Genomic DNA, 26,937 nt, shown 5'->3' on the forward strand with positions numbered 1-26,937 from the left:
ATGGCAGAGAAATTTACCCAACATACCGGCCTGGTGGTTCCGCTGGACGCCGCGAACGTCGATACCGATGCAATCATTCCAAAGCAGTTTCTGCAGAAAGTTACGCGTACCGGTTTTGGCGCCCATCTGTTTAACGACTGGCGCTTCCTGGACGATAAAGGCGAACAGCCTAATCCGGAATTCGTGCTGAACTTCCCGGAGTATAAAGGCGCCTCTATCCTGCTGGCGCGGGAAAACTTCGGCTGCGGCTCTTCGCGCGAGCACGCGCCGTGGGCGCTGACCGATAACGGCTTTAAAGTCGTTATCGCCCCCAGCTTCGCCGATATCTTCTACGGCAACAGCTTTAACAATCAGCTGCTGCCGGTCACGCTGAGCGAAGCGCAGGTCGATGAGCTGTTTAATCTGGTCCACTCTCGGCCCGGCATTAAATTTGAAGTCGATCTGGAAGCCGGGGTGGTCAAAGCTGGCGATAAATCCTACAGCTTTAAAATTGACGCTTTCCGCCGTCACTGCATGCTTAACGGCCTGGACAGCATCGGCCTGACTCTGCAGCACGAAGAAGCTATTTCAGCCTATGAGCAAAAACTACCGGCCTTTATGAATTAAGGCGAACCGCAGCTAATAACCCAGCCCGAACTTCGCTTCGGGCTTTTTTTCATCGGGCAAAAATGAGATCTGGCGCACATATATCATTTTTGGTCGCCCTGTCAGAACAAATTTTTATCCGTAAAAAATATAAATCATTATCAATTGGGCATCTATTCAATCATTCCCCCACTCTTTTTGTGTCATTCCACAAGTACAAGTAAAAAATCGATTGAAATATTTAAGATAAAACCATGAATATGTAAATTGATTGTTAATCCCATAGAATCCCGCTATAGCTCCGCGCAAAAAAAAGCATTATTTTTCTATTAAACGCCTCGTTATCTTTCCCCACAGAGAAATATTAACTTTGGACAGGCCAGAATCGCCGTATCGCGGCCATCGGGCATCCAGTGGAGAGAGCATATGAGCCACTATCCCCATCTTTTTTCCCCGTTGACCATTAACGGGATGACAATAAAAAACCGCATCATCATGCCGCCAATGGGGACCAACCTGGCGAGTCTGAACGGTGAAGTCACCCAGGAACAGATTGACTACTATGAGCTACGGGCGCGGGGCGGCACAGGACTCATCACTATCGAGAATATTTGTATCGATTTTCCTTTCGCCTCTAACGGCACAACGCAGCTGCGTATCGATAACGATCAATATATTCCGCGCCTGTTCAAATTAACCGAAACCTTACATAAACACGGCGCCTGCGTCAGTATTCAATTAAACCACGCTGGCGCGTCGGCCTATGCGTATCGCCTGAACGGTGAAATGCCGCTTTCTTCTTCAAGCACCCCATCCAAAAAGAACGGTAATATTCCCCGCCCGATGACGCACGACGAGATTTATCATGCCGTCGATAAATTTGGTGATGCCGCGGAACGCGTACGCCGCGCGGGATTCGACTGCGTGGAAATTCACGCCGGCCACTCTTATTTAATTAGCCAGTTTTTATCACCGCTGTTTAATAAGCGCACCGATGAATTTGGCGGTAGCGTAGAGAATCGCGCCAGAGTATTAACCTTAATCGTCGATAAGGTACGCGCCTGCGTAGGTCCGCGTTTCCCGGTCAGCCTGCGTATTAGCGCCGATGATTTCCTGGAGGGCGGGAATACGCTCGAAGATTCACTGCGGATCCTCGAACTGTGCCAGGAAAAAGTGGATATTATCAACGTCTCCGCGGCGCAAAACGACAACCTGAATTTCCAGATTGACCAGATGTCTCTGGAAGATGGCTGGAAGCGCTACCTCTCCCGCGCGGTACGTGACAAGTTCCACAAACCCACGGTGATTGCCGGCAACATCCGTACCCCGAAAGTCGCAGAAGATATTATCGCCAGCGGCGATGCCGACCTGATTGCCATCGGTCGCGGACTGATCGCCGAGCCGGAGTGGGTGCAAAAAGTTCAGAGCGGTAACGAACGTTTGATGCGGAAATGCATCTCCTGCAACATTGGCTGCGCGGATCACCGCATTGCCCGCTCGCGCCCTCTGCGCTGTTCGATCAACCCGGACATCATCCACGGCGACGCTTACAAACAGCAGCGCGTGATCCGTGATACCAACGTTGTGGTTATCGGCGCGGGTACGGCGGGAATGGAAGCCGCCTGCACCGCAGCTGAAGTCGGCTGCCATACCTGGCTGCTGGAAGAGAAACACAGCATCGGCGGGCTGGCCAGCGAGATCTCCCTGCTGCCGGAGAAAAAGCGTATCGCTGATTTTCCGCAGTTTATGAAAAACCGTATCGCCTCCCTCGATAACCTGATGCTTCAGGTCGGCAAGCGCGCCACCGTGGCGTCCGTTTCCGCTTTGCGCCCGAATTTAATCGTCAACGCCACCGGCTCAGTTCCCCTGCTGCCGCCGATTGAAGGGCTGCGCGAGAACATCGATGTCGAAGGCGGCAACGTCTTCTCCATTACCAACATGATTCATCATCTGGACCAGTTTGCCGATGCCACGGGTAAACGCATCGCCGTCGTCGGCGCGGGCGCCGTGGGTCTGGACGTTATTGAATACTTCTCCGCGCGCGGTGCCAGCGCCGTGCTTATCGAGATGCAGGACGCGCCGGGACGCGACCTGGACATCATTACTAAAAATGCCATGTTGACCATGCTCGATGAACATCACGTGGAACAGCACATGCGTACGCAGCTGGTTGCCGTCACCCCAACGCATTTCACCGTTAAAAATGCGGATGGCGCCTTCAACATTCCTTTTGATTACGGCTTCGTCTGTCTGGGAATGCGCGCCAACACCGCCGGTCTCAATGAGATTGAGCAATGGGCCAGAGCCAATAACGTAAAAATAATGAACATCGGCGACAGCCTGATGGCCCGGCGAATTATTGATGGCGTGCGCGAAGGGCGCAACGTGCTGGATACCCTCGAAGATATGGGGGCTCTCGGCAACCGCGAATCGACAAAAATTCCATTTCTAACATATTGAGGATTTTATCATGGCAGAACGTATTACCGGACATACCGAGCTGATTGGCCTGATTGCGACCCCGATTCGTCACAGCATGTCGCCAACCATGCATAACGAAGCTTTTGCTCATCTGGGGCTGGACTATGTTTACCTGGCGTTCGAAGTCGGTAACGAAGAGCTGAAAGACGTGGTACAGGGCTTTCGCGCGTTAAAACTGCGCGGCTGTAACGTCTCGATGCCGAACAAAACGGAGATTTGCCAGTATCTGGACAAACTCTCTCCGGCTGCAGAGCTGGTTGGCGCGGTGAATACCGTGGTGAACGACAATGGCGTACTGACCGGCCATATCACCGATGGCACCGGATATATGCGCGCTCTTAAAGAAGCGGGCATCGACATTATCGGCAAAAAAATGACCGTGCTGGGCGCCGGCGGAGCAGCAACCGCGCTCTGCGTCCAGGCCGCGCTGGACGGCGTCAAAGAGATCTCCATCTTCAACCGCAAAGATAAGTTCTTCGCCAACGCAGAACAGACCGTCGCTAAAATCCGTAACAATACCAACTGCGCGATCCACCTGTTTGATCTGGACGATCATGACAAACTGCGCGCCGAGATCGACAGCAGCGTCATTCTTACTAATGCGACCGGTGTTGGCATGAAACCGTTTGAAGGCCAGATGCTGCTGCCTGACGACAGCTTCCTGCGCCCGGACCTGATCGTATCTGACGTGGTCTATAACCCGCGCAAAACCTATCTGCTGGAAGTGGCCGAGAAAAAAGGCTGCCGCACCATCAACGGTCTGGGGATGATGCTCTGGCAAGGCGCGCGCGCTTTTGAAATCTGGACAGGCAAAGAAATGCCGGTTGAACACATCAAAAGTATCCTGTTCTAAGGATGGGCGCGATGAAAAATCCATATGTCCCAACGGCAGCTGGGCTCTATCTTAACTACCTGATCCATGGCATGGGGGTATTATTAATTACCCTCAATATGGCGAATTTACAGACGCAATGGGGAACCGACGCTGCCGGCGTCTCCATCGTCATTTCGTCGCTCGGGATCGGTAAGCTCGCCACGATCGTCACAGGATTCCTGTCCGACCGTTTTGGCCGTAAACCTTTTATCTATCTCGGCATCGCCAGCTATCTGGTGTTTTTCCTCGGTATTTTACTGACGAAAAACATTTATATGGCCTACTTCTTCGGCATTATGGCCGGTCTGGCAAACAGCTTCCTCGATTCCGGAACCTATCCGGCGTTGATGGAGTCTTTCCCTAACTCCGCCAGCCGGGCAAATGTGCTGATCAAAGCCTTCGTCTCTGCCGGACAGTTCCTGCTGCCGTTCATTATCAGCCTGCTGATTTGGGCGAATATGTGGTACGGATGGTCGTTTATTATTGCCGCGGCATTGATGCTCCTGAGCGCTATCTACCTGATAAAAATGCCGTTCCCGGACCATCGGGCGAAAAAAGAGAGCGCAGAAAAATCGTCGGCCGCCGCCGCTGCCCCACAGGCGGACTCCAGCAAACTGGATATGGTTATCTTTACCCTGTACGGCTATATCGGTATGGCGACGTTTTATCTGGTCAGCCAGTGGCTAGCGCAGTACGGCGAGTTCGTTGCCGGTATCCCGCATGAGTCAGCCATTAAACTGCTGAGCGTCTATACTGCGGGTTCCCTGACGTGCGTATTCGTCACCGCCGCCTTTGTTAAAGAGGTATTTAGTTCAGCCGTCGCCATGATCGTCTACACCTTCCTGTCGATGATTTCATTGCTGATCGTTTGCCTGTTCCCGACGCCAATGGTAGTTACCGGCTTCGCCTTTATCATCGGTTTCTCCGCCGCCGGCGGCGTACTGCAGATAGGCGCGACCATTATGGCCATGAGCTTCCCGAACGGGAAAGGCAAAGCCACCGGGATCTTTTATACCGCAGGCAGTCTGGCCAGCTTTACGATCCCGTTGATCACCGCAAAACTGTCGAAGATGGGTATCGCCAGCATTATGTGGTTTGATCTTCTGATCGCTATCGTCGGCTTTGTGATCGCCCTGTACATCGGTTATCGTCAGCTTCAGGTTCGCGCCGCTGCAAGAACATCCCATGTTGCAGCAACCGCCTGATGGTCAATGACAAAAAGAATAATGGATACCAACATGACTCAAGCAATAACAGTAAAAAACATCACCTTCCAGGAAGGGGAAACCTTAATCTGCGTACCGCTGATCGGCAAAACGCTTGCCGAACTGCAGACTAACGCACGCGAGCTGGCTACCGCCGGAGCCGATATTATCGAATGGCGCGTCGATCACTTCACCCAGGTCAGAGAAACTGAGCAGGTTCTGCTGGCGCTGGGCGAAATTCGCCAGTTGCTGAAAGAGATGCCTCTGCTGTTTACCTTCCGCAGCAAAAAAGAGGGGGGCGAAACGGAAATCAGCGATGAAGCCTACTTTGAGCTAAATCGCCGGGCGGCCGTTAGCGGTCTGACCGACGTGATTGATATCGAGCTGTTCAACGACGAAGCGCAAATTCGCTCGCTGGTGAGCGATGCCCACGCTGCGGGCGTCAAAGTTATCATGAGCAATCATGATTTCCATAAAACGCCGGCTCAGGAAGATATCATCTACCGCCTGCGCCGCATGCAGGATCTTGGCGCCGATCTGCCGAAGATCGCGGTCATGCCGCAGTCGCCGCAGGATGTCCTGACCCTGCTCTCGGCAACCCTGACGATGAAAGAGAAGTACGCGACTCGGCCGTTAATCACCATGTCGATGGGTAAATCCGGCGGCGTGAGCCGGGTAACCGGCCGTTTGTTCGGTTCAGCAATGACCTTCGGTACCGTCGGCCAGGCTTCTGCGCCAGGGCAAATCGCCATTACCCAACTGCGTGAACTGATGGATATTCTTTCCTGATAAAACATCGCCCGGGGGTCACCCTCCGGGCGATGTTGCTAGCGGATTTTTTGGCTGTCATTAATAATGACATCTTTAAATGACTGAATAGCGGGAGAAAGTACCCGTTCTTTCATCGTTGCCAGGTAGATATAACGTGGTGGAATCGCATTTTTGATCGTCATGATATGCACGTTGTAATACGAGAGTGCGGAAATTCGCGGCATAATCGCAATCCCATAATCAATACTGACCAGCCCCGCCATCGCCGTATCCTCATCAACGTAGCAGGCAATATCCGGGACCAGCTTTTGCTGCATAAACACGTTATCAATAAAAGGGCGAAGACCGCTATTTTCCGAAAAATAGATATAGGGATAGTGGATTGTCTCCACCAGGTCGACTTCATTTTCATAGAGTCTGGCCAGAGGATGATCTTTCGCCGTCACCACCACTAATTCTTGCTGAATAATAGGAATAAAATCGATATCCGGTTCATCTGCAATATAAGAACAAATAGCCAGATCGCTTTTCCCGGCCTTGAGTTCCTGCAGAAGCGTTAACGACGTACCCTGCGTAAAGGAAAATGTCACATTGTGACGAGATGGTGAAAGTGAATACTTATTAATTAACTGCGGAACAACATACTCCCCCATGGTATAAATAAACGCAATGCGTATATTCTCTTTGTTCTCTGCGCTATTTTTTTGCAACGTCATGCGGCCATTTTCTAACGAGGCCAGCGCATCTTCCACGTAGGGAAGAAATCGCTTACCGTTCTGCGTAATCTTGATATTGCGCCCTTGCCTGGCGAATAGCGCCACGCCCAGCTCTTTCTCCAGTTCAGATATGGCATGGCTCAGCGAGGGTTGAGTGATAAAAAGGCTGGAGGCTGCTTCAGTGTAGTGCTCGGTTTCTGCCAGCCGCTTAAAATAATAAAGTTGCTTTAGGTTCATTATTTTTGCTCGTATAATATAAGAATAAAACTAATGACCTAATATACCATACAAGCCATCTATGATGAGCCAAAAGGGAGAAATACCGGAGTTATATCAAATATTGTTTACGTAGCAAAGCGTGACTTCTCATCGATAGAGTCAATGCTTAATTAGAATATTTCTGCATGCATAAATACATGCAAAAATATTTTAAACTTTAAAGGAAATTACTATGAGGACGATCGATGCTCAGGGACGGCCGATTTTGCCGTCGGCCACGCAGAAGCGAACTAAAACGCGAATTGTAATTTTAATGTTACTATCGATAGGGACGATGATAAATTATCTCGATCGTACTATTTTAGGTATTGTTGCTCCCAAGTTAACAAGCGAAATACATATTGACCCAGCGATGATGGGGATCGTTTTTTCTGCTTTCGCCTGGACCTACGCGCTGGCACAAATTCCTGGCGGGATGTTTTTAGATCGCTTTGGTAATAAACTGACCTACGCGCTTTCTATTTTCTTCTGGTCAACCTTTACCTTATTACAAAGCTTTTCTGTCGGGCTAAAGTCTCTGCTGCTGCTGCGTTTAGGCTTAGGTATCAGCGAAGCCCCCTGCTTCCCGGTTAATAGCCGAGTCGTCAGTAAATGGTTTCCCCAGATGAACGCGCCCGCGCGACGGCAACTTACACCGTCGGTGAATATATTGGTCTGGCCGCATTCTCCCCGCTACTTTTTTTAATTCTTGAACATCATGGCTGGCGAACGTTGTTTATTCTGACCGGCGGACTGGGCATCGCGTTTACTTTTGTATGGTGGAGGTTTTATCACGAACCGCATCAATCAACAACGGCAAATAAAGCAGAACTGGAGTATATCGGCGTAGAAAATACGGCTGCCGCCAATGAAAACATCCCTTTCAACTGGCCTGATGCGAAACGTTTACTGTGCTGCCGACAAATCATTGGCGCTAGCCTTGGGCAATTTGCCGGTAACACCACGCTGGTATTCTTCCTGACATGGTTCCCGACTTATCTGGCCAACGAGCGCCACTTACCGTGGCTGCACGTGGGTTTCTTCGCCTCCTGGCCGTTCCTGGCCGCCGCTATCGGGATATTTTTCGGCGGCTGGACATCCGATAGAATATTAAAGAAAACCCGTTCGGTTAATATTAGCAGGAAGCTGCCGATTATTTCAGGGCTGCTACTTTCGAGCAGCATCATCCTTGCAAACTGGGTCGACAGCAATACCGCAGTGATTATTATTATGTCGATCGCATTTTTTGGTCAGGGGATGGTTGGCCTGGGCTGGACGCTTATCTCTGATATCGCCCCAAAAAATATGGCCGGGCTTACCGGTGGCATTTTTAACTTCTGTGCGAATATGGCATCAATTATTGCCCCTTTAATTATAGGGGTCATCATATCCATGACCGGTAATTTTTTCTACGCGCTGATTTATATCGGTTTAACCGCGCTGGTTGGCGTTATCGCTTATATTTTTATTATCGGCGATATAAAAAGAATTGAATTGAAATAACCGCCCCAGACATTGCCCCGGCAGGATACCGGGGCAATGAAAACGCTTAGATATCTTTCACCCTGCTGGTCATAAACAGCGTCACCAGAGAAATCGCAGCAATCGTCCAGTAGACGCTGGCGTGCCCATAGCTTTGCGACAGCGCCCCCTGAATGACCCCGGCCAGAATGACTCCGGTGGAAATACTGTTGGTAAACAGCGTCGTCGCGGCCCCCGCCCTTCCTGGCATCAGATCCTGAAACCACAGCATGCCAATCCCGGCCACAATGCCGATAAAGACGGCATTAAACAGCTGTAAAATCAGCAGCGCAACGCGGTCGTGAAACAGAATCAGACCAATATAAAACAGCACGCCCGCCGCAACCGCCGTCACCATCATATTGCGTTTGCCCCAGCGCTTAACGTAGTAGCCCGCCAGAATCATCGCCGGGATCTCCAGCCCGGCTGCGGTGCCCATCAGGATCCCAGCAAGGCTGTCGGGAAGACCAAGATCGCTGCTGATCCATAAAGGCATATCAATGATATACATGGTATTGCAGGTCCACATCAGCGTGGAAGCGATAAACAGCATCCGTACGTTTTTATCGTGCCACCCTCCGGCCTGCACCAACACTTCGGCCCCTTCCGAGGGTTGTTCAACGCGGGCGACCGACGGTAGCTTAAAAGCGATCAGCACCAGGCTAATAACAAAGATCCCGGCGGCAATGGAGAACATGGTGGTGAAGCCATAATTCAGCGCCAGCATAAACGCCAGCGGTGGGCCAATGACCCACGCCAGCGAGAGCTGCGCGCGCATTATCGAACTGAACATCACCACTTCGCGCGCCGAGCTATCGGCATATTCCCGCGCCAGAGCGAAGAGTTGCGGCATCGCGGCATTCGCCACGGAGGCCAGCATAACCCCGCAGGTAATCAGCGTCAGATAGTGGCGATTGAACGCAAACAGCAGCGCGTTTCCTACCGCCATCAGGCAGCAAAACATTATCAGCCGTCGACGATCGCCCCGACTATCGGAGCGTTTAGCCAGCGCCAGGCTGACCAGAATCCCGGCAATGGCGTTAACGGTATAGAACAGCCCCACCCAGAAAGGCTGCGCACCGACTTCGCGGCTAAGAAATAAGCTGAGCGTCGGCGCCTGCAGCGCGCCTGCGATCCCCATCATGAAAGCGACAAGCATAAAAGCGGCGTAAACGCCGTTAAGCCGACGCCCCATCGTCATTAACCACAGCATGAAATATCCTTAAACACGCGAAGAAGAAAACGAAAAAAGCCAGCAGAAGTTTTCTGCTGGCGGGTGATTCTATACTCTATGGATTTCGAGTTGCGGGCAGGCGGCCAGAACGTAAGTCCCTGGGAACATAGATAACTATGTGACCTGGGCGAGCGGGCGCAGCCAACGCACCTGCAGCTTGAAAGACGACGAGTATAACACCAATACTCAGTCACACATGATGTCTGCAAGTCAATGTTCAGAGGTCTGCGACGTAACTCCCCACTGCATCAGTTCACCGAGAATTTCCTGCTGTCTTCCTGCCATCAGGCGGGCCAGCCAGGACGCATCCTGCGTCGCAGAAAAGTAGCGTTGGTAGAACTGTTTTGCAGTTGACCTCATCATATCCACCTCCTCGCTTCATCGACGTTGATTATTGCCTTAATATAGGGAGTAATAAATTGCTGAGTTTTTATCAGGAGTTCCCCTTTTATGTCTTCCGGTCGTTTACAACAGCAGTTCATCCGCCTGTGGCAGTGCTGCGACGGCAAGTCGCAGGAGACCACGCTCAACGATCTGGCCACTATGCTGAGCTGCTCGCGCCGCCATATGCGAACCTTACTGAACATGATGGAGGAGCGCGGTTGGCTAACCTGGGCGGCGGAAGCCGGACGCGGCAAACGTTCCCAGCTCTCATTTCTCTATACCGGCCTCGCGCTGCAGCAGCAGCGAGCGGAAGACCTGCTGGAACAGGACAGAATCGATCAGCTGGTGCAGTTGGTTGGCGATAAAGCCGCCGTCCGACAAATGCTGGTTTCCCATTTGGGCCGCAGCTTTCGTCAGGGACGGCATATTCTGCGCGTGCTCTACTATCGGCCGATGAAAAATTTGCTGCCCGGCAGCGCGCTGCGCCGCTCGGAAACCCACATCGCCCGGCAGATTTTTAGCGCTCTCACTCGGGTAAATGAGGAAAATGGGGAACTGGAGGCCGATATTGCTCACCATTGGCAGCAGATCACCCCGACCCACTGGCGCTTTTTCCTGCGTCCGGGGATTCATTTTCATCATGGACGCGAACTGGAGATGGAGGATGTCATCACCTCCCTGCAGCGCAGCAACGCCCTGCCGCTGTTCTCACATATCGAGCGCATCGACTCCCCTACTGCCTGGACCCTCGATATTCATCTCGCCCAACCTGACCGCTGGTTGCCGTGGTTGTTAAGCCAGGTTCCGGCCATGATCCTGCCGCACGAGTGGCAGTCGATGGATAATTTCTCCAGCATCCCCGTCGGCACCGGGCCCTACTCGGTGGTGCGCAATAACCAGAATCAGCTCAAAATTCACGCCTTTGACGACTATTTCGGCTACCGGGCGCTAATCGATGAAGTGAACGTCTGGGTCCTGCCGGAAATCAGCGAAGAGCCCAACGGCGGGTTAACGTTACAGGGCACCACGCAAAGCGAGAAAGCGGTAGAAAGCCGTCTGGAAGAAGGTTGTTATTACCTGCTGTTCGATGCCCGCAGCCCGCTCGGCGCCAACGCGGCGGTACGCCAGTGGCTGAGTTATCTGTTCCAGCCCGCCAGCCTGCTCTACCACGCCGGCGAGCACTATCAGGGTAACTGGTTCCCGGCCTATGGCCTGCTGCCCCGCTGGCATCACGCGCGCAGCCACGCCTGCGAAAAACCGCCGGGCCTGGAAACGGTCAGGCTGACCTACTACCAGGACCACGTCGAACATCGCGTGATCGGCGGAATCATGGCGACGTTGCTGGCCGAGCATCAGGTTAAGCTGGAAATTCAGGAACTGGAATACCAGGAGTGGCACCGCGGTGAAGCGGTCAGCGACGTGTGGCTCAACAGCGCCAACTTTACCCTGCCGATCGATTTTTCCCTGTTTGCCTGGCTGTATGAAGTCCCGCTGATTCGCAACTGTATTCCCATCGACTGGGAGGAGGACGCAAGCCTCTGGCGTGCGGGAGAGCTTAACCCCGCCACCTGGAGCCAGAAGCTGCTGGCCAATCAAACCGTAGTGCCGCTCATTCACCACTGGCTGATGATCCAGGGACAGCGCAGCATGCGCGGCGTACGCATGAACACGCTCGGCTGGTTTGACTTTAAATCCGCGTGGTTCGCGCCGCCGGAGCCGTAATACTTTCAGTCCGCAGACAAAATCATTACACTAACTGCCGTTCTCAACGGGGTGCTAATAAACATACGCAATCTCATTCAAGTTGCCTCAAGGCGCGGTTAGCGCAGAAGCAACCCGAAGATAAAGCGTATGGGCTGAGAAAATACCCGTCGAACCTGATCCGGATAACGCCGGCGAAGGGATTTGAGGCCCACTCAAAATCCTTTGCCCCCCCTTTTTCTGAGGTGCAAAGTGTTGAAAAAATTACTCCCGCTGTTGGCGCTGGTCGCCGCGCCCGTTTTTGCCAAACCGCTGCTCACCGTTTATACCTACGACTCGTTCTCCGCCGACTGGGGCCCCGGCCCGGCGGTTAAAAAAGCCTTTGAAGCCGACTGCGGCTGCGAACTGAAGTTCGTGGCGCTGGAAGACGGCGTCTCGCTGCTCAATCGTCTGCGCATGGAAGGCAAAAACAGCAAAGCCGACGTGGTGCTTGGGCTGGATAACAACCTGCTGGAAGCCGCCTCGCAGAGCAACCTGTTCGCCAAAAGCGGCGTACCGGCCAGCGCGGTCAGCGTGCCCGGCGGCTGGGATAACGACACCTTCGTCCCGTTCGATTACGGCTACTTCGCTTTTGTTTACGATAAAAACAAGCTGAAAAATCCGCCGAAAAGCCTGAAAGAGCTGGTTGAGGGCGAGCAGAAATGGCGGGTGATTTATGAAGATCCGCGCACCAGCACGCCGGGACTGGGGCTGCTGCTGTGGATGCAAAAAGTTTACGGCGATAAAGCGCCGGAGGCCTGGCAGAAGCTGGCGGCGAAAACCGTCACCGTCACCAAAGGCTGGAGCGAAGCCTACGGCTTGTTCCTGAAAGGCGAGAGCGATTTGGTGCTGAGCTATACCACCTCCCCGGCTTATCACATTATTGCAGAGAAGAAAGAGAACTACGCCGCGGCAAACTTTGCTGAAGGCCACTACCTGCAGGTCGAGGTTGCCGCCCGCACTGCAGCCAGCAAACAGCCGGAGCTGGCGGAAAAATTCCTCAAATTTATGGTTTCCCCTGGCTTCCAGAACGCGATCCCGACCGGCAACTGGATGTATCCGGTCACTCAGGTTGCGCTTCCAGCAGGCTTTGACGCGCTGATGAAACCACAAACGACCCTCGAATTTACCCCGCAGCAGGTGGCTACCGAACGCCAGAACTGGATCAGCGCATGGCAACGCGCCGTCAGCCGCTAGCTTTCGGCTGGCTACTGCCGGGAGTCACGGCGGCCATCATTCTGGTCGTCGTGGCGCTGGCCGCCTTTCTGGCGCTGTGGTTCAGCGCGCCGGAAGCGGCCTGGGGCGTGCTGATCAGCGATAGCTATCTCTGGCACGTCGTACGTTTCTCTTTCTGGCAGGCCTTTCTTTCGGCGCTTTTTTCGGTGCTGCCGGCGATATTTCTCGCCCGCGCCCTCTACCGGCGTCGATTCCCCGGGCGAACGCTGCTGCTGCGCCTTTGCGCAATGACCTTAATTCTGCCGGTGCTGGTGGCGGTCTTCGGCATCCTTAGCGTCTACGGCCGTCAGGGCTGGCTGGCCGAATTATTTAACGCTTTCGGCTGGCAGTGGTCGTTCTCGCCTTACGGGCTACAGGGGATCCTGCTGGCGCACGTATTCTTTAATATGCCCATGGCCACGCGCCTGCTGCTGCAAACGCTGGAAAATATCCCCGGCGAGCAGCGGCAAATCGCCGCCCAGCTCGGCATGCGCGGCTACGTTTTCTTCCGTCTGGTCGAGTGGCCGTGGCTGCGCAGGCAAATTGCTCCGGTCGCGGCGCTGATCTTTATGCTCTGTTTCGCCAGCTTTGCAACCGTGCTGTCGCTGGGCGGCGGCCCACGGGCAACCACCATCGAACTGGCGATTTACCAGGCCCTTAATTTCGACTACGACCCGGGCCGCGCGGCGATGCTGGCGCTGATCCAGATGATCTGCTGCCTTGGGCTGGTGCTGCTTAGCCAACGGCTGAGCAAAGCCCTCGCCATCGGGGCCAGTCATATTCGCGGCTGGCGCGATCCCGACGACCGGCGGTACAGCCGGTTGTGTGACATGGCGTTGATTGGCGCAGCGCTTTTGCTGCTGCTGCCGCCGCTGCTGGCGGTGATACTTGACGGTCTGAATAGCAATCTGTTTCGCGTGCTGCATCAGCCCGCGCTGTGGCAGGCGCTGGGGACATCGCTGCGCATCGCGGTTGCCGCCGGGCTCTTGAGCGTTATCCTGACCATGATGCTGCTGTGGAGCAGCCGCGAGCTTCGCGCCCGCCGTCGCCCTCTGGCCGGGCAGGCGCTTGAGCTGAGCGGGATGCTGATCCTCGCTATGCCGGGCATCGTGCTGGCCACCGGCTTCTTCCTGCTGCTCAATAACAGTGTGGGCCTGCCCGAGTCCGCCGACGGTATCGTGATTTTCACCAACGCGCTGATGGCGATCCCCTACGCGCTGAAGGTGCTGGAGAACCCGATGCGCGATATCGCCGCCCGCTACGGCACCCTCTGCCAGTCGCTGGGGATGCACGGATTTACCCGTCTCAGGGTGGTTGAGCTTCGCGCGTTAAAGCGCCCGCTGGCCCAGGCGCTGGCCTTCGCCTGCGTGCTGTCGATTGGCGACTTCGGCGTGGTGGCGCTGTTTGGTAACGAAGATTTTCGTACCCTGCCATTCTACCTGTATCAGCAGATCGGTTCTTATCGTAGCCAGGACGGCGCCGTAACCGCCCTCCTGCTCCTGCTGCTGTGCTTTTTACTCTTTAGCGTGATTGAAAAACTTCCGGGGCGCGATGCTAAAACTGAATGATGTGACCTGGCTTTACCAGCATCTGCCGATGCGCTTTACGCTTTCCGTCGAACGCGGAGAACGCATCGCGGTGCTTGGCCCCAGCGGGGCCGGGAAAAGCACGCTGCTGAACCTGATTGCCGGTTTTTTGCCTCCCGCCAGCGGCAGTATCGACATCGACGGCCAGCCTCATACCCACACGCCGCCCGCGCGTCGTCCGGTATCGATGCTGTTTCAGGAAAATAACCTGTTTAACCACCTCACAATCCGCCAGAACATTGCTCTGGGAATGCATCCGGGGCTTAAGCTGAACCCGGAACAAACCGCCCATTTGCGGGTCATCGCCGGACAGATGGGGATCGACGCGATGCTAGAACGGCTGCCGGGCGAGCTTTCCGGCGGCCAGCGTCAGCGCGCGGCGCTAGCGCGCTGTCTGGTACGCAAGCAGCCGGTGCTGCTGCTGGATGAACCTTTCTCGGCGCTCGATCCCGCGCTGAGGCAGGAGATGCTGGCGCTGGTTGCCGACGTCTGCCAGCAGCAGCGGCTGACGCTATTAATGGTATCGCACAGCGTGGAAGATGCGGCGCGCATCGCGCCGCGGTCGGTGGTTGTGGCTGAGGGACGAATCGCCTGGGATGGCGACACCGCCTCGCTGCTCAGCGGCAACAGCAGCGCCTCGACGCTGCTGGGAATTAGCGCAAAATAACCTTCTGTAGGATCTCAAGATAGACTGGCATCAGTGGGTGGCGGAAGGTGAAAACCAGCGTGGCCCCGGCGGCGCACACCGTAAGCGGAGCAAGCCACAGCAGACGCGAACGCGGCAGAAAGCGGGTTAACCGATCGGCGGAATTTTTGGCGCTGCGCCACAGCCGCCAGCACAGCCACGCCGCCAGCCACGCCAGCAGCGCCGCGCCCAGCAACAGCCACTTAAAGCTGGCGCTATTCTCATCGGACGGAATATCAATGGCCGCCCCGGCGAGGATCCCCGGTAAGAAGTAGAGCGGTGGCCACAGCAGGCAGCCAATGATATTTGGCGGGATGAATTTCGCGACCGGCAGATCGAGCATTCCGGCGACCATCGGCACCAGCGGGCGCGTCGGCCCGACAAATCGGCCAATCAGAATGGTCAACATGCTGTGCTGGTGCAGCGCATGCTCGGTTTTATCCAGCAGCGCTTTATTTTTCTTTAAAAAAGACCAGCGGTGTAGCGGCTTTTTGAAGCGCCAGCCCAGCCAGAACGAAATCCAGTCACCGAGCAGACAGCCGATAATCCCCGCCAGCCACGCCTGCCAGAAGTTAACCTCGCCGCTGCCGATCAGCGCCCCCAATCCGGCCATCATCACCGTTCCCGGTAAGATAAGCCCCACCAGCGCCAACGACTCCAGGAAGGCAACCAGCAGAACGGCTATCAGGGAATAGACCGTGGATTGAGTAATAAAGTGTTCCAGCAATGCTTGCATAATGTACCCGGTTTAAAAACGAAGCACGGATTCTCCGGAGCCGTAAATACTTCGTCAAGCCATCATTTGTTTGTATAGTTTACTGGCTGTGTTAATAATCCGGGCCATCATTTCACTTTCTTTACTTTTTATTCACACCCGGCGCGAAACTCGCTCGGGCTGGCGCCGGTACATTTCTTAAATACGCGCGAAAAGTAGAGCTGATCCTCGAAACCGACGTTACGGCCAACGGTGGCGATCGGCATCCGCGTGGTGCTCAGCAGCAGCTTGGCCTGGCTAATGCGCTGATCCTCCCGCCACCCCAGCACGCTGATCCCCAGTTGCTGGCGGAACAGATGCGACAGGCGCGACGGCGACAGGCACACGTGCTGGGCGACGCTGGCGATATCAAAATGACTGTCCGCCAGATGGTCGCTGATATACTGGCAGGCATCGCGCACCCGATTATCCAGCGGCGGATGCAGCGATTCGTTGATGGCCTCCATGCGCCTGAGCAGCAGTTGCTCCATGAGATTGATCGCTAGCAGTTCAGAGTAACGCCCGGCCCCCTGCCCAGCTTCCACAATCTGCCCGAACAGTTCGCCAAAGCGCGTCTGCCACTGCTCATCGGGACGAAAAAAACCGGTCTGGGCGAAAATAGTCGGCCAGTTTAGCCATTCATGCCAGTAGGCGCGCGGCCGGAAATAGACCCACTGGTGATACCACTCGCGAGCATCGGGGTGACGGCCATAATGGTGAATCTCTCCCGGTGGAAATAGCAGCATGTCGCCGGGCCGACAGATAAACTGCTCCCCGTGGTTATTGATCACCCCTTCGCCACGAATCGTCAGGTTCAGGATATAGCCTTTCATCCCCAGCGGACGGTCAATAAAGAAATCCAGATACCCATCGGCGTCAATCGGCGTCAGGCCCGTCACCAGATGGGCGTTAAAAGAGTAACCCGGCAACAAAGGATCGTTTTGCGTTTCGGCCATAAACTCTGCTCTCCTGGAGACATTGAGGACACCAATTGTCCATACCTTGCATTTTATCCTCTGGCTGACAGCGCGTGCTGCGACGCGGGTTATAAATTGAATTAAAACCCGCCACCTCTCGGCTAAAACTGAGCGCAGCGCACAATTCAGGCGCTTTTAGCGCATAACTGAAGTGTCTATAAAGACGACAGGAAAGTCCACATTGAATATTTGCACGGCGTCACACTTTGCGACGTCACAGCAATATAGTCCATAAGATTAGCGAATACAGCCTGACGGTTTTCAGCCCAGATATCTACTGTTTCACCATGAATGATTTTTAGCATGGAGTAACAGCATGGCAATTGCGATTGGCCTCGATTTTGGCAGTGATTCAGTACGCGCCCTGGCGGTAGAGTGCGCAACGGGCGAAGAGCTCGCCGCAAGCGTCGAGTGGTATCCGCGCTGGCAGGAGGGGCTGTTTTGTGATGGCCCGAACAACCAGTTCCGCCATCATCCGCGCGACTATATTGAATCGATGGAAGCCGCGCTGAAAAGCGTCCTTGCCTCACTGAGCGCTGAACAGCGCGCTGCCGTGGTGGGTATCGGCGTGGATAGCACCGGCTCAACTCCCGCGCCCATTGACGCCGACGGCAACGTCCTGGCGCTACGCGACGAATTCGCCAGCAACCCCAACGCCATGTTCGTCCTGTGGAAAGACCACACCTCGGTGGAAGAAGCGGAGGAGATTACCCGCCTGTGCCACCAGCCGGGTAAAGAAGACTACTCCCGCTATATCGGCGGTATCTACTCCAGTGAATGGTTCTGGGCCAAAATCCTCCACGTTACCCGCCACGATAGCGCCATCGCCGAGGCCGCCGCGTCGTGGATTGAGCTATGCGATTGGGTACCCGCGCTGCTTTCCGGGACCACCCGCCCGCAGGATATTCGTCGCGGCCGCTGCAGCGCCGGGCATAAATCGCTGTGGCACGAAAGCTGGGGCGGCCTGCCGCCAGCCGGTTTCTTCGATGAACTCGACCCGATTATCAACCAAAACCTGGCCTACCCGATGTTCAGCGATACCTGGACTGCGGATGTCCCGGTGGGCACCCTGACCGCCGAGTGGGCCGCGCGCCTGGGCCTGCCGCAAACCGTCGCCATCTCCGGCGGCGCTTTCGACTGCCATATGGGCGCCGTCGGCGCCGGTGCACAGCCAAACGCGCTGGTCAAAGTGATCGGCACCTCCACCTGCGACATTCTGATCGCCGATAAACAGAGCGTCGGCGAGCGTACGGTGAAGGGTATTTGCGGCCAGGTCGACGGTAGCGTTGTGCCTGACTTTATCGGTATGGAAGCGGGGCAATCCGCTTTTGGCGACATCTACGCCTGGTTTGGCCGCATCCTCGGCTGGCCACTGGAGCAGCTGGCGCAAGCGCATCCGGAACTCAAAGAGCAGATCAAAGCCAGCCAGAAACAGCTGCTGCCTGCCCTGACCGACGCCTGGGCGAAAAATCCGTCTCTTGACCATCTGCCGGTCGTGCTGGACTGGTTTAACGGCCGCCGTACGCCGAATGCCAACCAGCGTCTAAAAGGGGTCATTACCGATCTCAATCTCGCCACCGACGCCCCGGCGCTGTTCGGCGGGCTGATTGCCGCCACCGCCTTCGGCGCCCGCGCCATTATGGAGTGCTTCACCGACCAGGGTATCCCGGTCAATAACGTGATGGCGCTCGGCGGCATCGCGCGGAAAAACCCGGTGATCATGCAGGCCTGTTGCGATGTGCTAAATCGCCCGCTGCAAATCGTCGCCTCCGATCAGTGCTGCGCGCTGGGCGCGGCTATCTTCGCCGCCGTCGCTGCGGGCGTATACCGCGATATACCCGCCGCGCAGGAAAACATGGCCAGCCAGGTGGAAAGTACCCTGCAGCCCCGTCCGGCCCAGGCGCAACGCTTCGAACAACTCTACCAGCGCTACCAGCAATGGTCGCTCAGCGCGGAACAACGTTATCTCCCTTCGACTGCAAAGGCGGAAACCGCGCCGCAATCGCAGGCAGCTCTCACCCATTAAGGATATAAAAATGACTATTTTTAATAATTATGAAGTGTGGTTCGTCATCGGTAGCCAGCATCTGTATGGCCCTGAAGCGCTACGTCAGGTTACGAAGCACGCAGAACATGTGGTGAGCAGCCTGAATGCGGAAGCCAAGCTGCCGTGCAAACTGGTGCTGAAACCGCTGGGTACAACCCCGGATGAGATTACCCATATCTGCCGCGACGCCAATTACGATGACAAGTGCGCCGGGATGGTGGTGTGGCTGCATACTTTCTCGCCCGCGAAAATGTGGATTAACGGCCTCACGATCCTGAATAAACCGCTGATGCAGTTCCATACCCAGTTCAACGCGGCCCTGCCGTGGGACAGCATCGATATGGACTTTATGAACCTGAACCAGACCGCGCACGGCGGCCGCGAGTTTGGCTTCATCGGCGCCCGAATGCGTCAGCAGCACAGCGTGGTGACCGGCCACTGGCAGGATAAAGAAGCGCATCAGCGCATCGGCGCGTGGATGCGTCAGGCGGTCTCTAAACAGGATACCCGTCACCTGAAAGTCTGCCGCTTCGGCGATAACATGCGCGAAGTGGCGGTTACCGACGGGGATAAAGTCGCCGCGCAGATCAAGTTTGGCTTCTCGGTTAACACCTGGGCGGTGGGCGATCTGGTGCAGGTCGTCAATGCGGTCACCGACGGCGAAATCAGCGCGCTGATTGATGAGTATGAAAGCAGCTATCGTCTGACGCCCGCGGTACAAATCCACGGCGATAAACGGCAGAACCTTCTCGACGCCGCGCGCATTGAGCTGGGGATGAAGCGCTTCCTGGAACAAGGCGGCTTCCACGCGTTTACCACCACCTTTGAAGATTTACACGGCCTGAAACAACTTCCGGGTCTCGCCGTGCAGCGTCTGATGCAGCAGGGCTACGGCTTTGCGGGCGAGGGCGACTGGAAAACCGCCGCTCTGCTTCGCATCATGAAGGTGATGGCAACTGGTCTGCAGGGCGGCACCTCCTTTATGGAGGATTACACCTATCACTTCGAGAAAGGCAACGATCTGGCTCTGGGCTCGCATATGCTGGAAGTCTGCCCGACCATCGCCACCGCGGAGAAACCGATTCTCGACGTCCAGCCTCTGGGCATCGGTGGTAAAGCCGATCCGGCGCGCATCATCTTTAACACCCATACCGGCCCGGCGATCGTTGCCAGCCTGATCGATCTCGGCGATCGCTATCGTCTGCTGGTGAACACCATTGAGACGGTGAAAACCCCGCACGAGCTGCCGAAGCTGCCGGTCGCCAACGCCCTGTGGAAAGCGCATCCGGATCTGCGCACCGCGTCTGAAGCGTGGATCATCGCCGGCGGCGCGCACCACACTGTCTTCAGCCATGCGCTAACCCTCGACGATATGCGCCAGTTTGCTGAGCTGCAGGATATTGAGCTGACCGTGATTGATAACGAAACCCGTCTGCCCTCCTTCAAGGACGCGCTGCGCTGGAACGAAGTGTATTACGGTTCAAAACGCTAAGAGGCCGTTCCCTCACCCTCTCTCTTGGGGTGAGGGGAACTGACTCGCCAGCAATTCGGAGCACAGTATGTTAGAAGATCTCAAACGCCAGGTTCTCGAAGCCAACCTGGCCCTGCCAAAGCATAATCTGGTCACCCTCACCTGGGGCAACGTCAGCGCCGTCGACCGTGAACGGGGCGTGCTGGTGATTAAACCCTCCGGCGTCGACTACAGCGTAATGAGCGCCGAAGATATGGTGGTGGTCAGCCTGGAGACCGGCGAAGTGGTTGAAGGCGAGAAAAAACCCTCGTCGGATACGCCAACCCACCGTTTGCTGTATCAGGCATTCCCGACGCTGGGCGGCATTGTTCATACTCACTCGCGTCACGCCACCATCTGGGCGCAGGCCGGACAGTCGATTCCCGCCACCGGCACCACCCATGCCGACTACTTCTACGGCGCGGTCCCCTGTACCCGTCTGATGACCGACGAGGAGATCAACGGCGAGTACGAATGGGAAACCGGCGCGGTGATCGTCGAAACCTTCCGTGAAAAAGGGATCGATCCAGCGCAAATGCCCGGCGTGCTGGTGCACTCGCATGGCCCGTTTGCCTGGGGGAAAAACGCCGAAGATGCGGTGCATAACGCTATCGTTCTGGAAGAGATCGCCTATATGGGTATCTTTTGCCGCCAGCTGGCACCGCAGCTGCCGGAGATGCAGCAAACGCTGCTGGATAAACACTATCTGCGCAAGCACGGCGCGAAAGCCTATTACGGACAGTAAACCTCCACAGTAGTCCCGGCTCGCTCTACGCTTAGCCGGGCTACCCTCTGCGGACGAGTAGCCCGGATAAGGCGTTTACGCCGCAATCCGGGAAACAGCGCGCAACACAACCTCCGGCCTATACCTGTATAAAACCCCAGCATCATTTCGTGAACCAGGCTATAATCAGGCCTGGTTTTGACTCATGAGAGCACGGCGTGACGCAGCCACGAGCAGGTTTTTTACTCACCCGTCACTGGCGGGATACCCCACAGGGCACCGAACTGACTTTCTGGCTGGCGACTGATGACGGCCCGCTTGAGGTCACGCTGCCGCCGCAGGAATCCGTGGCGTTCATTGCCGAATCTCAGCGTCCGCAAGTTGAACGCCTGCTGCAGGGCGAAAACGGCCATCGCCTTGCTGCGCTCAATCTGCAAGATTTTCATCGCCAGCCGGTATTTGGCCTCTACTGCCGCGCTCACCGCCAGCTGATGCGGCTGGAAAAAAAGCTGCGCGAAAACGGCATCACGGTATATGAAGGCGACATTCGCCCGCCGGAGCGCTATCTGATGGAGCGCTTTATTACCGCCCCGGTGTGGGTGGAAGGCGAGGCGCGCGGCCAGCGGCTGGTTAACGCGCGAATGAAGCCCAACCCCCACTACCGTCCGCCGCTGAAATGGGTGTCGCTGGACATCGAAACCAGCCGCCACGGCGAACTCTACTGCATTGGTCTTGAAGGCTGCGGCCAGCGGGTCGTCTATATGCTCGGGCCGGAGCCCGCCTCGCTGCCAGCCGTCAACTTCACGCTGGAGTACGTCGCCAGCCGCCCGCTGCTGCTGGAAAAGCTTAACGCCTGGTTTGCCGCTCACGACCCGGACGTGCTGATCGGCTGGAACGTGGTGCAGTTCGATTTACGCGTTCTGCAAAAGCACGCCGAGCGCTATCGTATCCCGCTGATGCTCGGGCGCGGCAACAGCGAACTGGAGTGGCGCGAGCACGGTTTTAAAAATGGCGTCTTCTTTGCTCAGGCCAACGGCCGACTGATTATCGATGGCATCGAGGCGCTGAAATCCGCGTTCTGGAACTTCTCCTCTTTTGCCCTGGAATCGGTGGCCCGCGAACTGCTCGGTGAGGGCAAAGCCATTGATAACCCTTGGGATCGGATGGATGAAATCGATCGCCGTTTTCACCAGGATAAACCGGCGCTGGCGACATACAACCTGCAGGACTGCGAGCTGGTTACGCGCATCTTCCATAAAACCGAGATCATGCCTTTTTTACTGGAGCGCGCGACGGTCAACGGCCTGCCTGCTGATCGCCACGGCGGTTCGGTCGCCGCCTTCAGCCATCTCTATTTCCCGCGCATGCACCGGCTCGGCTACGTTGCGCCGAACCTTGGCGCAGTACCGCCGCAGGCCAGTCCCGGCGGCTACGTGATGGACTCGCGCCCCGGCCTCTACGACTCGGTGCTGGTGCTGGACTACAAAAGCCTGTATCCGTCGATTATCCGCACCTTCCTGATTGATCCCGTGGGGCTGGTTGAAGGGCTGGCGCATCCCGATGACGCTCATAGCACCGAAGGCTTTCTCGGCGCGCGCTTTTCGCGAGAAAAACACTGCCTGCCGGGCATTGTCGGGCAGATCTGGCACGGTCGCGACGAGGCCAAGCAGCATAAAAACAAGCCGCTGTCGCAGGCGCTGAAGATCATTATGAACGCCTTCTACGGCGTACTCGGCACCAGCGCCTGCCGCTTTTTCGATCCCCGTCTGGCCTCCTCCATCACCATGCGCGGCCACGCGATTATGCGCCAGACCAAAGCGCTGATTGAATCCCAGGGCTACGACGTTATCTACGGCGATACCGACTCCACGTTCGTGTGGCTCAAGCGGGCCCACAGCGAAGAGGAAGCCAACGGTATCGGCCGCTCGCTGGTGGACTTCGTCAACGCATGGTGGGCGGCGGAGCTCAGCAAAGAGGGACTTGTCAGCACACTGGAGCTGGAGTTCGAAACCCACTTCTGCCGCTTTCTCATGCCCACCATTCGCGGCGCGGACACCGGCAGTAAAAAGCGCTACGCCGGGATGATTCAGGAAGGCGGCGAGCAGCGAATGGTGTTTAAAGGGCTGGAGACGGTACGTACCGACTGGACGCCGCTGGCCCAGCAGTTTCAGCAGGAGCTTTATCTGCGCATTTTTCGTCATCAGCCCTATCAAGATTACGTACGCGAAACCATCGATAAGCTGATGAACGGCGAGCTTGACGATCGTCTGATTTACCGTAAGCGCCTGCGTCGTCCGCTGGCGGAGTATCAGCGCAACGTGCCGCCGCACGTGCGCGCGGCCAGGCTCGCTGATGAGCAAAACGTCAGGTTAGGCAGGCCGCAACAGTACCAGCAGCGCGGCAGCATTAAATATGTCTGGACCACCGGCGGGCCGGAGCCGGTGGACTATCAGCAATCACCGCTGGATTATGAACACTACCTTTCTAAGCAATTAGAGCCTGTCGCCGAAGGAATACTTCCCTTTGTCGACGACGATTTTGCTACAATAGTGACGGGGCAACTGGGGCTATTTTGATTTTTCCTCACCCATTCCGCTGGCGCAAAAGCCGTAAAATGAAGGGTGAGGAGGACGTGACGAACGTTCCGCCATCCAGTAATATAGCGCCCTTTCCATTCCTGGACCCAATTTTGACGTATCTCCGATTCTCCATGGAGATGATCAACTATTGCCTGCAATCAAAGAACTAAAGAGCCGAACATATATGCCTTTTACACTTGGTCAACGCTGGATTAGCGACACAGAGAGCGAACTGGGATTAGGGACGGTCGTTGCGCTGGACGCGCGCATGGTGACTCTGCTTTTCCCCGCCATCGGCGAAAACCGTCTGTACGCACGCAACGACTCCCCGATCACCCGCGTGATGTTCAACCCGGGCGATACCATCACCAGCCATGAAGGCTGGCAGCTCCAGGTTGACGAAGTTAATGAAGAGAACGGTCTGCTGGCCTACACCGGTACCCGCCTCGATACCCAGGAAGCCAACGTCACCCTGCGTGAAGTGCTGCTCGACAGCAAACTGGTCTTCAGCAAACCGCAGGACCGTCTGTTCGCCGGGCAGATCGACCGTATGGACCGTTTCGCCCTGCGCTATCGTGCGCGTAAATTTCAGAGCGAACAGTACCGTATGCCGTGGAGCGGCCTGCGCGGCCAGCGCACCAGCCTGATCCCGCATCAGCTGAATATCGCTCACGACGTTGGCCGCCGCCACGCGCCGCGCGTCCTGCTGGCGGACGAAGTGGGTTTAGGTAAAACCATTGAAGCCGGGATGATCCTGCATCAGCAGCTGCTCTCCGGCGCTGCCGAACGCGTTCTGATCGTCGTTCCGGAAACCCTGCAGCACCAGTGGCTGGTGGAAATGCTGCGCCGCTTTAACCTGCGCTTTTCGCTGTTTGACGATGAGCGCTACGCCGAAGCGCAGCACGACGCCATTAACCCGTTCGAAACCGAACAGCTGGTTATCTGCTCGCTGGACTTCGTGCGCCGCAGCAAGCAGCGCCTGGAGCACCTGTGCGATGCCGAATGGGACCTGATGGTCGTCGATGAAGCGCACCATCTGGTGTGGAGTGAAGACGCGCCAAGCCGCGAATATCAGGCCATTGAGCAGTTGGCCGAGCGCGTGCCGGGCATTCTGCTGCTCACCGCGACGCCGGAACAGCTGGGGATGGAGAGCCACTTCGCCCGCCTGCGCCTGCTCGACCCTAACCGTTTCCACGATTTCGCTCAGTTTGTTGAAGAGCAGCAGAACTACCGTCCGGTCGCCGACGCCGTGGCCCTGCTGCTGGCCGGGAATAAACTGAACGACGCCGAGCTGAACGCGCTGAGCGATCTGATCGGCGAACAAGATATCGAACCGCTATTGCAGGCCGCCAACAGCGATCGCGATGATGCCCAGGCTGCTCGTCAGGAGCTGGTGTCGATGCTAATGGACCGCCACGGCACCAGCCGCGTGCTGTTCCGCAACACGCGTAACGGCGTCAAAGGTTTCCCGAAACGCGAGCTGCATACAATTCGTCTGCCGCTGCCGACCCAGTACCAGACAGCTATCAAGGTTTCCGGGATTATGGGTGCCCGTAAAACTGCCGAAGAGCGCGCCCGCGATATGCTCTATCCGGAGCAGATTTATCAAGAGTTTGAAGGCGATACCGGCACCTGGTGGAACTTCGACCCGCGCGTTGAGTGGCTGATGGGCCATCTCACCAGCCACCGTTCGCAGAAAGTGCTGGTGATCTGCGCCAAGGCAGCTACTGCGCTGCAGCTGGAGCAGGTCCTGCGCGAACGCGAAGGCATCCGTGCGGCGGTGTTCCACGAAGGGATGTCGATTATTGAACGTGACCGCGCTGCAGCCTGGTTTGCCGAAGAAGATACCGGCGCTCAGGTGCTGCTGTGTTCTGAAATCGGCTCAGAAGGCCGTAACTTCCAGTTCGCCAGTAACCTGGTGATGTTCGATCTGCCGTTCAACCCGGATCTGCTGGAACAGCGTATCGGCCGTCTTGACCGTATCGGCCAGGCTCACGATATTCAGATCCACGTTCCCTATCTGGAAAGAACCGCCCAGTCGGTGCTGGTGCGCTGGTATCACGAAGGTCTGGACGCTTTCGAGCACACCTGCCCGACCGGCCGTACCGTCTACGACAGCGTGCATAACGAACTGATTAACTATCTCGCCGCCCCGGAAAATACCGACGGCTTCGACGAGCTGATCAAAGTTTGCCGCCAGCAGCATGACGCGCTGAAAGCGCAGCTGGAGCAGGGCCGCGACCGCCTGCTGGAGATCCACTCCAACGGCGGTGAAAAAGCCCAGCAGCTTGCGGAAAGCATTGAAGAGCAGGATGACGACACCAGCCTGATCGCTTTCTCCATGAACCTGTTTGATATCGTCGGCATCAACCAGGACGATCGCGGTGAGAATCTGATTGTCCTGACCCCCTCCGACCATATGCTGGTCCCGGATTTCCCGGGTCTGCCGGAAGATGGCTGCACCATTACTTTTGAGCGTGATGTTGCCCTGTCCCGCGAAGACGCACAGTTCATCACCTGGGAGCATCCGCTGATTATCAACGGTCTGGATCTGATCCTTTCCGGCGATACCGGAAGCAGCACCATTTCGCTGCTGAAGAACAAAGCGCTGCCGGTCGGCACTCTGCTGCTGGAGCTGATTTACGTCGTTGAAGCGCAGGCGCCGAAGCATCTGCAGCTCAACCGCTTCCTGCCGCCGACGCCGGTACGCATGCTGCTTGACAAAAACGGCAACAACCTCGCCGGTCAGGTGGAGTTCGAAAGCTTTAACCGTCAGCTGAGCGCGGTTAATCGCCACACAGGCAGTAAGTTGGTTAATGCCGTCCAGCAGGACGTCCACGCGATTTTACAGCAGGGTGAAGGCCAGGTCGCCAAAGCGGCCCAGGCGCTGATCGACGCCGCGCGTAAAGAAGCCGACGACAAGCTGACGGCCGAGCTGTCGCGCCTGGAAGCGCTGCGCGCCGTGAACCCGAACATCCGCGATGATGAACTGGCGGCTATCGAGAGCAATCGTCAGCAGGTGATGGACGCGCTGGCTCAGGCAGGCTGGCGTCTTGATGCGCTGCGCTTAATCGTCGTCACCCACCAGTAA

19 protein-coding genes, 1 pseudogene and 1 riboswitch are annotated in these 26,937 nt (G+C 56.2%); of the genes and pseudogenes, 15 read left to right on the forward strand and 5 right to left on the reverse strand.

Features of this window, described 5'->3' with window-relative positions:
* The 5 genes from leuD (at position 1) to aroD (ending at position 5,934) form a co-directional block, all read left to right on the forward strand.
* Positions 1–606 (forward strand): 3-isopropylmalate dehydratase small subunit, encoded by a 606-nt coding sequence (gene leuD, locus K7H21_RS23560; RefSeq protein WP_223035400.1) that lies wholly within the window; start codon positions 1–3, stop codon positions 604–606.
* A 405-nt stretch (positions 607–1,011) separates the two neighbouring features.
* On the forward strand, positions 1,012–3,045 hold the full coding sequence (locus tag K7H21_RS23565) for an oxidoreductase (RefSeq protein ID WP_004128911.1): 2,034 nt from the start codon (positions 1,012–1,014) through the stop codon (positions 3,043–3,045).
* A 10-nt stretch (positions 3,046–3,055) separates the two neighbouring features.
* Positions 3,056–3,919, forward strand: coding sequence for a shikimate dehydrogenase (locus K7H21_RS23570; RefSeq protein WP_004128908.1), 864 nt, complete (start codon positions 3,056–3,058; stop codon positions 3,917–3,919).
* An 11-nt stretch (positions 3,920–3,930) separates the two neighbouring features.
* Entirely contained in the window at positions 3,931–5,145 is a 1,215-nt protein-coding gene (locus tag K7H21_RS23575) for an MFS transporter (protein ID WP_139529291.1), read from the forward strand.
* A 33-nt stretch (positions 5,146–5,178) separates the two neighbouring features.
* Positions 5,179–5,934, forward strand: a complete 756-nt coding sequence (gene aroD, locus K7H21_RS23580) for a type I 3-dehydroquinate dehydratase (RefSeq protein WP_004128889.1) — start codon at positions 5,179–5,181, stop codon at positions 5,932–5,934.
* A 38-nt stretch (positions 5,935–5,972) separates the two neighbouring features.
* Here aroD and K7H21_RS23585 read toward each other — a convergent pair whose 3' ends face one another.
* On the reverse strand, positions 5,973–6,869 hold the full coding sequence (locus K7H21_RS23585) for a LysR family transcriptional regulator (RefSeq protein ID WP_004128887.1): 897 nt from the start codon (positions 6,867–6,869) through the stop codon (positions 5,973–5,975).
* Positions 6,870–7,083: 214 nt separating this feature from the next.
* On the opposite strand from K7H21_RS23585, the pseudogene K7H21_RS23590 reads away from it, so the two are divergent.
* Positions 7,084–8,393, forward strand: a pseudogene (locus K7H21_RS23590) (MFS transporter).
* A gap of 46 nt (positions 8,394–8,439) precedes the next feature.
* On the opposite strand, the gene K7H21_RS23595 reads toward K7H21_RS23590, so the two are convergent.
* Complete coding sequence (locus K7H21_RS23595) at positions 8,440–9,624, reverse strand: sugar efflux transporter (RefSeq protein WP_049123176.1); 1,185 nt, start codon at positions 9,622–9,624, stop codon at positions 8,440–8,442.
* 231 nt (positions 9,625–9,855) lie between these two features.
* Entirely contained in the window at positions 9,856–10,008 is a 153-nt protein-coding gene (sgrT, locus tag K7H21_RS23600; RefSeq protein ID WP_004128878.1) for a glucose uptake inhibitor SgrT, read from the reverse strand.
* A gap of 87 nt (positions 10,009–10,095) precedes the next feature.
* Here sgrT and sgrR point away from each other — a divergent pair, with 87 nt between their 5' ends.
* The 4 genes from sgrR (at position 10,096) to thiQ (ending at position 15,237) form a co-directional block, all read left to right on the forward strand.
* On the forward strand, positions 10,096–11,751 hold the full coding sequence (gene sgrR, locus K7H21_RS23605; RefSeq protein WP_049113167.1) for an HTH-type transcriptional regulator SgrR: 1,656 nt from the start codon (positions 10,096–10,098) through the stop codon (positions 11,749–11,751).
* A gap of 37 nt (positions 11,752–11,788) precedes the next feature.
* A riboswitch (TPP riboswitch) is annotated at positions 11,789–11,951 on the forward strand.
* Between the two features lie 31 nt (positions 11,952–11,982).
* The gene (gene thiB, locus K7H21_RS23610) at positions 11,983–12,966 is read left to right on the forward strand and encodes a thiamine ABC transporter substrate binding subunit (protein WP_049113168.1); all 984 of its coding nucleotides are present in this window, start codon (positions 11,983–11,985) and stop codon (positions 12,964–12,966) included.
* Positions 12,942–14,552 (forward strand): thiamine/thiamine pyrophosphate ABC transporter permease ThiP, encoded by a 1,611-nt coding sequence (gene thiP / locus K7H21_RS23615; protein WP_004128869.1) that lies wholly within the window; start codon positions 12,942–12,944, stop codon positions 14,550–14,552. The genes thiB and thiP overlap by 25 nt, the downstream gene beginning before the upstream one ends.
* A complete protein-coding gene (gene thiQ / locus K7H21_RS23620) occupies positions 14,536–15,237 on the forward strand; it encodes a thiamine ABC transporter ATP-binding protein ThiQ (protein WP_004128866.1) in 702 nt (233 codons plus the stop codon). Before thiP ends, thiQ begins: the two co-directional genes overlap by 17 nt.
* On the opposite strand, the gene K7H21_RS23625 is transcribed toward thiQ, so the two are convergent.
* Complete coding sequence (locus K7H21_RS23625) at positions 15,224–15,991, reverse strand: DedA family protein (protein ID WP_004128864.1); 768 nt, start codon at positions 15,989–15,991, stop codon at positions 15,224–15,226. The genes thiQ and K7H21_RS23625 overlap by 14 nt on opposite strands.
* Before the next feature lie 128 nt (positions 15,992–16,119).
* The gene (gene araC, locus K7H21_RS23630; protein ID WP_004128863.1) at positions 16,120–16,965 is read right to left on the reverse strand and encodes an arabinose operon transcriptional regulator AraC; all 846 of its coding nucleotides are present in this window, start codon (positions 16,963–16,965) and stop codon (positions 16,120–16,122) included.
* Positions 16,966–17,302: 337 nt separating this feature from the next.
* Between araC and araB the strand changes: the two genes are divergently transcribed.
* The 5 genes from araB to rapA all read left to right on the forward strand — a co-directional run bounded on the left by araB (position 17,303) and on the right by rapA (position 26,937).
* Positions 17,303–19,012, forward strand: a complete 1,710-nt coding sequence (gene araB / locus K7H21_RS23635) for a ribulokinase (protein ID WP_004128862.1) — start codon at positions 17,303–17,305, stop codon at positions 19,010–19,012.
* A gap of 10 nt (positions 19,013–19,022) precedes the next feature.
* A complete protein-coding gene (araA, locus tag K7H21_RS23640) occupies positions 19,023–20,525 on the forward strand; it encodes an L-arabinose isomerase (protein WP_223035401.1) in 1,503 nt (500 codons plus the stop codon).
* A gap of 67 nt (positions 20,526–20,592) precedes the next feature.
* On the forward strand, positions 20,593–21,288 hold the full coding sequence (gene araD / locus K7H21_RS23645) for an L-ribulose-5-phosphate 4-epimerase (protein WP_004128860.1): 696 nt from the start codon (positions 20,593–20,595) through the stop codon (positions 21,286–21,288).
* A gap of 197 nt (positions 21,289–21,485) precedes the next feature.
* A complete protein-coding gene (gene polB, locus K7H21_RS23650) occupies positions 21,486–23,843 on the forward strand; it encodes a DNA polymerase II (protein WP_004128859.1) in 2,358 nt (785 codons plus the stop codon).
* 187 nt (positions 23,844–24,030) lie between these two features.
* A complete protein-coding gene (gene rapA / locus K7H21_RS23655) occupies positions 24,031–26,937 on the forward strand; it encodes an RNA polymerase-associated protein RapA (RefSeq protein WP_142469498.1) in 2,907 nt (968 codons plus the stop codon).

This window comes from Klebsiella sp. CTHL.F3a (assembly GCF_019890895.1).
Taxonomy (GTDB): domain Bacteria; phylum Pseudomonadota; class Gammaproteobacteria; order Enterobacterales; family Enterobacteriaceae; genus Klebsiella; species Klebsiella grimontii.

Excerpts from the sequence above, each read along its gene's own strand:
- leuD (WP_223035400.1), top strand. The coding sequence starts at position 1 with ATGGCAGAGAAATTTACCCAACATACCGGCCTGGTGGTTCCGCTGGAC.
- K7H21_RS23565 (WP_004128911.1), top strand. The coding sequence starts at position 1,012 with ATGAGCCACTATCCCCATCTTTTTTCCCCGTTGACCATTAACGGGATG.
- K7H21_RS23570 (WP_004128908.1), top strand. The coding sequence starts at position 3,056 with ATGGCAGAACGTATTACCGGACATACCGAGCTGATTGGCCTGATTGCG.
- K7H21_RS23575 (WP_139529291.1), top strand. The coding sequence starts at position 3,931 with ATGAAAAATCCATATGTCCCAACGGCAGCTGGGCTCTATCTTAACTAC.
- aroD (WP_004128889.1), top strand. The coding sequence starts at position 5,179 with ATGACTCAAGCAATAACAGTAAAAAACATCACCTTCCAGGAAGGGGAA.
- K7H21_RS23585 (WP_004128887.1), bottom strand. The coding sequence starts at position 6,869 with ATGAACCTAAAGCAACTTTATTATTTTAAGCGGCTGGCAGAAACCGAG.
- K7H21_RS23595 (WP_049123176.1), bottom strand. The coding sequence starts at position 9,624 with ATGCTGTGGTTAATGACGATGGGGCGTCGGCTTAACGGCGTTTACGCC.
- sgrT (WP_004128878.1), bottom strand. The coding sequence starts at position 10,008 with ATGATGAGGTCAACTGCAAAACAGTTCTACCAACGCTACTTTTCTGCG.
- sgrR (WP_049113167.1), top strand. The coding sequence starts at position 10,096 with ATGTCTTCCGGTCGTTTACAACAGCAGTTCATCCGCCTGTGGCAGTGC.
- thiP (WP_004128869.1), top strand. The coding sequence starts at position 12,942 with ATGGCAACGCGCCGTCAGCCGCTAGCTTTCGGCTGGCTACTGCCGGGA.
- thiQ (WP_004128866.1), top strand. The coding sequence starts at position 14,536 with ATGCTAAAACTGAATGATGTGACCTGGCTTTACCAGCATCTGCCGATG.
- K7H21_RS23625 (WP_004128864.1), bottom strand. The coding sequence starts at position 15,991 with ATGCAAGCATTGCTGGAACACTTTATTACTCAATCCACGGTCTATTCC.
- araC (WP_004128863.1), bottom strand. The coding sequence starts at position 16,965 with ATGGCCGAAACGCAAAACGATCCTTTGTTGCCGGGTTACTCTTTTAAC.
- araB (WP_004128862.1), top strand. The coding sequence starts at position 17,303 with ATGGCAATTGCGATTGGCCTCGATTTTGGCAGTGATTCAGTACGCGCC.
- araA (WP_223035401.1), top strand. The coding sequence starts at position 19,023 with ATGACTATTTTTAATAATTATGAAGTGTGGTTCGTCATCGGTAGCCAG.
- araD (WP_004128860.1), top strand. The coding sequence starts at position 20,593 with ATGTTAGAAGATCTCAAACGCCAGGTTCTCGAAGCCAACCTGGCCCTG.
- rapA (WP_142469498.1), top strand. The coding sequence starts at position 24,031 with ATGCCTTTTACACTTGGTCAACGCTGGATTAGCGACACAGAGAGCGAA.